This is a genomic window from uncultured Dialister sp. (assembly GCF_900541605.1).
Classification (GTDB): Bacteria; Bacillota; Negativicutes; order Veillonellales; family Dialisteraceae; genus Dialister.
This window is the reverse complement of record NZ_UQKJ01000102.1, coordinates 1-7,178: the sequence shown is the minus strand read 5'-3', so window position 1 is coordinate 7,178 and position 7,178 is coordinate 1. Positions and strand designations below refer to the sequence as shown.

The 7,178-nt window shown below is 47.5% G+C and carries 5 protein-coding genes; 2 read left to right on the top strand and 3 right to left on the bottom strand.

The features are described from left to right. Nucleotides 1-179 precede the first annotated feature (179 nt). From QZR21_RS07275 to QZR21_RS07265, 3 genes are all read right to left on the bottom strand, one after another. A complete protein-coding gene (locus QZR21_RS07275; protein WP_296099564.1) occupies nucleotides 180-1,136 on the bottom strand; it encodes a hypothetical protein in 957 nt (318 codons plus the stop codon). 576 nt (nucleotides 1,137-1,712) lie between these two features. Further along, entirely contained in the window at nucleotides 1,713-1,934 is a 222-nt protein-coding gene (locus QZR21_RS07270; protein WP_296099561.1) for a hypothetical protein, read from the bottom strand. A 25-nt stretch (nucleotides 1,935-1,959) separates the two neighbouring features. Continuing rightward, nucleotides 1,960-3,036, bottom strand: coding sequence for an ankyrin repeat domain-containing protein (locus QZR21_RS07265; RefSeq protein WP_296974651.1), 1,077 nt, complete (start codon nucleotides 3,034-3,036; stop codon nucleotides 1,960-1,962). A gap of 939 nt (nucleotides 3,037-3,975) precedes the next feature. On the opposite strand from QZR21_RS07265, the gene QZR21_RS07260 reads away from it, so the two are divergent. Then, a complete protein-coding gene (locus tag QZR21_RS07260; RefSeq protein ID WP_296099556.1) occupies nucleotides 3,976-4,665 on the top strand; it encodes a hypothetical protein in 690 nt (229 codons plus the stop codon). An 882-nt stretch (nucleotides 4,666-5,547) separates the two neighbouring features. Beyond that, nucleotides 5,548-7,050, top strand: coding sequence for an ATP-binding protein (locus tag QZR21_RS07255; protein WP_296099546.1), 1,503 nt, complete (start codon nucleotides 5,548-5,550; stop codon nucleotides 7,048-7,050). Nucleotides 7,051-7,178: the final 128 nt, after the last annotated feature.

Below are 7,178 nucleotides of genomic sequence, written 5' to 3'. Positions count from 1 at the left end.
AGGCGGCGCTTCCCAATCTGTGCGCCGCCACCACCATTCCTCATTCCTAATTCCTAATTTTCCCGCGCCGCCACCTTCATTCCTAATTCCTCATTCCTCATTCCTAATTTTTTTCCCGCCACCACCACTCCTCACTCCTAACTTCTATACGCTGCTGTCCCGTCTGACATTTCACTGTCTCACTCTCCCACCTGGAATGCCATCATCGGCGACAGGTATACCACTTCCGAGCTGCAGCTGTCGTAGACTACACCGTCTATGGCGGCGGTGCAGTGGCCTTTGCAGGGAAGGATGTACCTGCCTTTCGGATGGGTGCGGGCGAAGGTGCCCACTTTATTGGCAGCCCCTTTTTCCAATGTAAGCTGCCGGCCGCCGTGTTTCTTCATGAATTCCCTGACCATACGGTAGGAATGGGGCATGCAGCGGTATTTGTATCCCAGCTCGCAGGCTTCGGCGTAGATGGAGAGCCAGGACCGGTCTGTCACCACCGCCAGGGACTGGATGACGCAGTCATCTACGGCGGAGGTGACGGGACCGGTGCGGGTCAGGATGGCAGAGCCCGGGAGGAGGTCATGGCGGAGATGGATGCCCGAAGTGCCATGATCCTCAGGCAGCACCAGCGCCGGTGCGGGCCCCCTCGCAGTATAGTCCTCCGGAATTTCAAAAGCCTTTTTGACGAGACAGTCCCGGGCATCGAAGTTTCCGGTCACATGGCCATGGACCACGGCGCAGGTGAGGTCTTCAATGTTGGTGCCGGTGTTGCAGTCTCCGTCCAGGAGAATCACGTACCGACCTTTCCCATGGAGCAGTGTGAATTCCCGCACCCCCATATGGTACACCCTTTCTACCTGGGGGAAATGGTGCTCCTCCATGTACGCCAGAAGAGCGGGCTGGTTGAAGGGCATGGCTTCCAACCGGTAACCGATGGTACAGATATCCCCGAATACGGTGCGCCAGTTCTCCCCGGTGGCAAGGCATAGGGTATTCACAATATTATCGTCCCAGGCCCAACGGTTCAGTTTCTTCTTTTCAAAGGGTACGTCCGCAAGGCCGGAAACGCCGTTCCAACCGGTGGGAGTCTGAACTCTCCCCTTCGTCTCCCGGGCCCAGCGGTCCCAAGGTTTTTCATCTGCCATTTTTATCGTCCTCCTTTTTGTTTCCTGCCTATAGTGTACCACGGAGGAAGGACAGGAAATGACCGTGGGAAGATTCGAGTGAGCAAATCAGTGGCTGAGTGAGCGCCGTTCGAACGTGCAGAGCCTTTAGCGGATCAGGCCCTTCGGGCCGGGTATCGGGTGGCTGAGTGATGTGCGTCCGTGTGAGGGCTTCTAGCTGCTAGCTGTTAGCGACCAGGAAAGCCGATTCGCCTGCGGCGCTTTCCATTAGAATCCCTCACCCCGTTGGGGAGCATTCCGGCCGGGCCCTGAAAGGAAGGCGCTTCAATGTGCAGAAAAAGCGCCAACTTGGGCCCGGCTCAGAGGTCCTATGCAAGACCTCTGCCTTTGGAAAAGGGAGCCTTGTGCTGAGTCAATTGCACGTTTTGGGGATAGAGTCGTTAGGATTCCAACTGCGGCAAAGCCGCTGAAGCACCCACCAACCCTCCCTCTTTAGAGGGGGGAGGTTAAGTCAGGAAGAAACGGCTCAGCCGCGGAGCGATTCAGCTCAAGGCTCAAGGCTCAAGGCGCCATACGGTCGCACGTATAGCCAGCCACTCACCCGATTTCATCCATCAGTTGCAGCAGTTTATCCCTAAACTCCCCATCCCTGTGCTCCGCTTCCAGTTTCAGCCGGACGGGGAGCTTTTTTTCATTGGACAGGACCACGTACACATGCTGGTCCTTCCAGGAAAAGCAGTATTCCCTCCGGAGATCGTCGAAGTCGGAGATGGTGAGCTTGATGCCCAGGGCTTTAGCGGCATTTATTAAGTTATGCAAAAAAATACTCCCTTCATAAAACAGTCTATTTCAATTTTTTCAGCATGTCCGCCGTAACTTCCAAAGGCTTCCGGTTCATTTCTGAATCTACTAAAATGATTTCAAACGGCATATTTTCCTGACTGAAAAGTTCTATGGGAAAAGCCCAGAGGGACCCATAGGTTACGCCTGCAGCATTCAAGATATCTGTCGGCGTATTAGTGCTGCCGTCAAGGGGCTGGATAATTTTTCCATCTTTAGTTTTTATCACAACATTTGTAATTCCCGGAGCTGCATTATAGTTGCCAATAATAAAATCACTGTCTGCATTAGACCAGATCCAAACCCAGACCACATCATTATGTGCTTTAATCGCATCAATGGTATACTGCCTTGGTTCCATGAAACTCCGCTCAGTTACAAAATAAGCATATCGCATTAAAGAATATGGCGTAATTAATTGGACCCTCTGTGGCGCATGATTTACAGTAAGCCATGCATAATTTTTGGTACCAAGGTAATAGCCGACCCGTTTCTCGAATGTTTTTTCTTCAATTAAATTCTTTGCAGTTGATTTAATTTCCAGTATGTCCTTATCACTTAAAATGGACAAAGATGTGTGAAGATCTGTCCTCGGCGATTTTAAGGGAACTTTCTTAGTTTCTTCCGCTTCAGCGGTCTTTCCTTTCTGTTCTGCTTCGTTCAGAACAGAGACAAGTTCCTTATTTCCAAGTTGCTTTGCAAAGTCCTTCATAGATATAAGGCCAGACATTTTTATTGTAGGATCCGCACCATTATCAAGCAGGAATTTTACCATTTCCACATTCCCTCCGAACAGAGCGCTCCAAATAGGTGTTGTACCATTCATCATTCTATTGATATTAGCGCCATGCTTCAGAAAAAGAGCAACCATATCTTTGTTTCCGGAAGCCACAGCATCGTCAAAATAAGAGATGCCGCCTGATGCACCATTCGGATCCAGACCTGAATCCAATAAAGCCTGAACCGTATCTATATCTCCAGAACCAATTGCCATCTCTACGGTTTGTCCGGATGGTGCTGCATAAGCCACCCCAGTAGATAACATTAAAGCAATAGTTACCGCAAGAGCCTTCTTAATCATAATAAACTCCTCCCTCAGTAAGGTTAAAACAAGTTTTCTGTGCCGTCATAGACCTGCTAAAATCGGATACTATTTATGGTACGAAATAAGCGGAATACCAGGGCCCCTAAACAATCCGCCCGGATTCAGCAATGCCAATATTAATATTCACGGGCTGGCAGTGAGTAAATACTCATTGCTATCAGTTTTGCAAGGGCCCAGGCATAGTAAGCAGCGTAGCCATTCCAAGCGCAAGCAGAATTTTTTTCAAAGGCCTCTCTCCTTTATAAATAAACGCTGTTTAATTATGAGCTTTAATAAATATAGCTTATCGGAACCTGCCCTACTATCAGAATTATACAGTACCATAGGACAACTATTGTCCTCATAACGAATGATATATTTTATTATACCCTATCAGCTGATCATTAAAACTGTTATGCATTATTAGCAAGAATCCCAAAAGCGTTACTAAAATTAGATAGGAAAAACCCTGCGAAGTAATCACTCCCCGGGCCTTTTTGATACTTTTAAGGATTCAATAATTGGATAGAGATACGTATCCTCACGTACTCCGGAACTATTTCTGCGTGCTGGCTTTTCAGAAGTAATGTTGGATATATCAGTACCTTCGAATGTATTAGTCTTACCAAGGTCCTTCGTTCCTCCATCCAAAAGGTATTCCGCATGAGCACACGTTTCCGGCAAGCAGTGCGCTTTTATTGATTTTTCTTTCATTCCCACAGGTACAAGCATAGTACCGGACTATGGCCCAATTCTTTAGTAACAGCAAAATGGAATGGACGGTAGTCATTCGACTTCTATCGCTTCCTCCGGTTATAAAGGCAGCTTCCTGGGCTGATAGGTAATAGTCGTTGAAATTTTAATTACCTGTATTGTATGCTATGAATAAGAAGTTATTTTACCGGTTGCCTTTGGACAAAGAAAGGATTTTGGACTATGTGGAAAAAACTGGCATTCTGTCTGACAATATTGTTTTCCCTGACTTTTTCCTGCTATGCAAAAGATTGGGTATTTTATGGCACTTCAGACGATGGGATACAGTTGTTTTATAATGCTGATCTGGTTGATTTAGCTAAGGATCGCAGCGATAATAGAGATACTGTTTTGGTATGGATAGGAGCCCAGGATCCCAAGAAGAAATTTGTTGACACTTTATTTTATGTCGCTTTCAAAGACAATCCCCAGAAATTCGCCTATTTGGCTGAAATTCATTGCACAAGAAATGGAGAAATCACTGAGTTCAATACTTTTAAAACTCCGACTTGGGAAAATACGCAGGATTCCAATTTGATGGAGTTTTTATATCAGCAAACTTTGCCCATAGCAAAGAAACAGAGTGAATTGCTGCCAGGTACAACTAAAGCAAACAACTATATGTATCAGACTGTTGTACAGAGCAGTATAAATGGGATTAAGAATTCTTCTGACCATAATCCGGCCATCGGAAGAAATACTGCTTCTGTTCCAATTACTTCAGACTATGTGGGAAATTCTCGAACCATGAAATTTCATGTAAAAAGCTGCAGGTGGGCTAAAAAAATAGGTGCGGGAAATAGAGTGGAGTTCGGTTCAAGAGAAGAGGCAGTAGAACAAGGATATGTACCTTGCCGGGTATGTAATCCTTGACAAATATTTCGCGGTTTCAGAGCCACCCGTTACGGTCCAATGAGTCGTCTGCACTCAGTAACCGTCGGGTGGCTTTTCCGCATTATCTTTACTGAGACTGTGGCGCTTTTGTGAATGAGCTCGTACGAACGGATGGGACCTTGAACTGATTCGCCTGCGGCGAATCAGTAGCCAGTGTCTAGATCTGGTGGCCAGGTGGTTAGGCCCTTCGGGCCGGGTGTCGGGTGGCTAAGCGTCGTACAAACGGGCGGGGGCTTCTAGCTGCTAGCTATCAGGAAAGCTCAATAGCCTGCGGCGCTTACCTATACATATCCATCTGACTCTGCCCGTCCCCCCCGTCATTTCGAGCGGTGGCAGCATGCAATGTGGCTCTGTCCTTAAAATCGCTACAGCTACGATGAGTCGAGAAATCTCCCAGATAAATGACTATGACGGTCTTACAACTCCGGAGGATATTGGTTCTATCGGAAGCGCCGCCTTATGAATCACGACAGCGGCTCCGCCGCAAAGACAATAGAAGATAGACGATAGATGGAAGAGAGTCAGCCTGCGGCGCCACCATCAGCTAACCTCCGTCAGATGAGATCGAGATCGAGGTCGAGATCGAGAGCACCAGCGGCTTCGCCGCTATTGGAATCCTAAAGACTCTGCACCTAAAACGTGCCAATGACACTGCAGAAGGCTCTCTTCTCAGAAGAGAGCTGCCCACGGGGCTGAGAGATGGTGATGGATCCGGCCCGAAGGGCCTATCCAACTCAATGTTCAAGGCGTTATCCGTTCAAACGGCCGACAGCCACATATCAGCCAATCTACCTTCGTCGGTAATTGTGATATAATAGTTACAAATCACGATTAGTATAATTACGATTAGAAGGTGAGCCCATGTTTATAGGAAGAAAAAATGAATTACAGTTTCTTGAAAGCCGGTATCTTTCTTCTTCTGCGGAGCTGATTGTACTTTATGGACGGCGGCGGATCGGGAAGACAGAAACGCTGACGCAGTTCATCAAAGGGAAGCCCGCTGTTTTTTATGCCTGCACAGAGACTCCGGATTCGGAGCAGCTCACTCGATTTTCCACTAAATTATTATCCACTGGAATGCCGGCCTCCCGTTATACCAGCCGGTTTCGGAACTGGGATGAAGCCATCCTGTCCATTCGGGATTTACCTGAAAAAGGGAAAAAGATTCTTGTCATTGATGAATTTCCCTACATGTGTAAGGGAAATCCTGCTATTCCATCAATCCTGCAGAATGTATGGGATCATGAACTGGCGAAAGAAAATGTGATGATTATCCTTTGTGGCAGTTCCATGAGTTTTATGGAAAAAGAACTGCTGGCTGAAAAAAATCCTCTCTATGGGCGGGCTACCGGAATCTACCGGATGGACCCCATGCCCTTTCGGGATGCCCAGCAATTCTTCCCGGACTGGTCCCTGGAAGACCGCATTTCTGCTTTTTCCATTCTTGGGGGGATTCCCTACTATCTTTCCCGGTTCGATGGAAAGGAAGATCTGAAACATAATATCATTCACCGGATTCTGGAAAAAGGCAGTATCCTGTACAGCGAAGTCGATTTTCTCCTTCGCCAGGAACTTCGGGAAACGAATATATACAATGCCATCATTGAGGCAGTGGCCCTGGGAAACACCACGCTGTCACTTATTCATGACAAGACAGGACTGGACAAAAGCAAAATCAGTGTGTATCTGAAAAATCTGATAGAACTGGGCATTGTGGAAAGAGAATTCTCCATCCTTACCTCTACCGCAGAAAGGGCCAAAAGCCAGCGGGGCCTGTATCATCTGACGGATCCCTATTTCCAATTCTGGTATACCTTTGTTTATCCCAACGTATCAGAATTGGAAACCAATGATGCAGAAGGGGTGTACCGGTACATGGTAGAACCCAAACTCCATGAATTTGCTTCCCACGCTTTTGAAAAAATCTGTACCGAATGGATTCGTGACATGAACCGGGAGAATCGACTGCCCTTTCATTTCGTAAGAGTCGGGCGCTGGTGGGATAAGGTCAATCATCGGGAGAATGGACGCAAATGGAGTACATCTGAAGAAATTGATATTCTGGCGTGCTCCGCCGACCAATCCAGGATCCTCCTCGGTGAATGCAAGTATCGTAATGAAAAAACCGGAACCGATGTATATAGAAAACTTCAGTCAAAATTCATCGTTCCACCGGATACCCACCTGTGGTACTGCCTGTTCTCCTTTTCCGGGTTTACGGAGCCCATGAAAGACCTGGCAGCGAAAGAAGGAGTCCTGTGCTTTGACAGGAAGGATATGGAGAGGACTCTGTTGGAAGAGTCCTGTAAAATCAGGAATGAAGGTGGCGGCGCGGGAAAATTAGGAATTAGGGATGACGAATGAGGAATGGTGGTGGCGGCGCACAGATTGGGAAGCGCCGCCTTATTATTCCTCTCAGAAAATCCACCTTTATCCTGGTGAATCCATACGTTCATCGGTCGGCCGGGCCCCAAGAGGAAGGTGCTTTAATG

What these genes read in the sequence shown, in the direction of transcription:
- QZR21_RS07265 (WP_296974651.1), bottom strand. Translation starts at nt 3,036, where the DNA reads ATGATTAAGAAGGCTCTTGCGGTAACTATTGCTTTAATGTTATCTACT.
- QZR21_RS07260 (WP_296099556.1), top strand. Translation starts at nt 3,976, where the DNA reads ATGTGGAAAAAACTGGCATTCTGTCTGACAATATTGTTTTCCCTGACT.
- QZR21_RS07275 (WP_296099564.1), bottom strand. Translation starts at nt 1,136, where the DNA reads ATGGCAGATGAAAAACCTTGGGACCGCTGGGCCCGGGAGACGAAGGGG.
- QZR21_RS07255 (WP_296099546.1), top strand. Translation starts at nt 5,548, where the DNA reads ATGTTTATAGGAAGAAAAAATGAATTACAGTTTCTTGAAAGCCGGTAT.